Annotated in this window: 1 protein-coding gene; it reads left to right on the top strand. The window is 61.5% G+C overall.

The genetic code is table 11. From position 1 onward, the window contains the following. Nucleotides 1-2 precede the first annotated feature (2 nt). Nucleotides 3-152: a transposase gene (locus UU7_RS19190; protein WP_007810819.1), complete on the top strand. Its 150-nt coding sequence runs from the start codon at nucleotides 3-5 to the stop codon at nucleotides 150-152. The last annotated feature ends 56 nt before the right edge of the window (nucleotides 153-208 follow it).

The raw sequence follows: 208 nt of genomic DNA on the forward strand, positions 1-208 counted from the left end.
GGCTGGTCGAACCCGTCTTCGGTCACATCCAGCAACGCGGCATGCGCCGCTTCACGCTGCGTGGCAAGCGCAAGGTCGATACGCAGTGGAAGCTGCATTGCATCGTCCACAACGTGGCGAAGCTTCAGCTCTACGGCAAGCTGGTCGCGTAGGTCGACGACGGCCACGAAGCACTTGTCACGCGGTCGTCTGGACGGCCAAAAACCTT

The organism is Rhodanobacter spathiphylli B39, assembly GCF_000264295.1.
GTDB lineage: Bacteria > Pseudomonadota > Gammaproteobacteria > Xanthomonadales > Rhodanobacteraceae > Rhodanobacter > Rhodanobacter spathiphylli.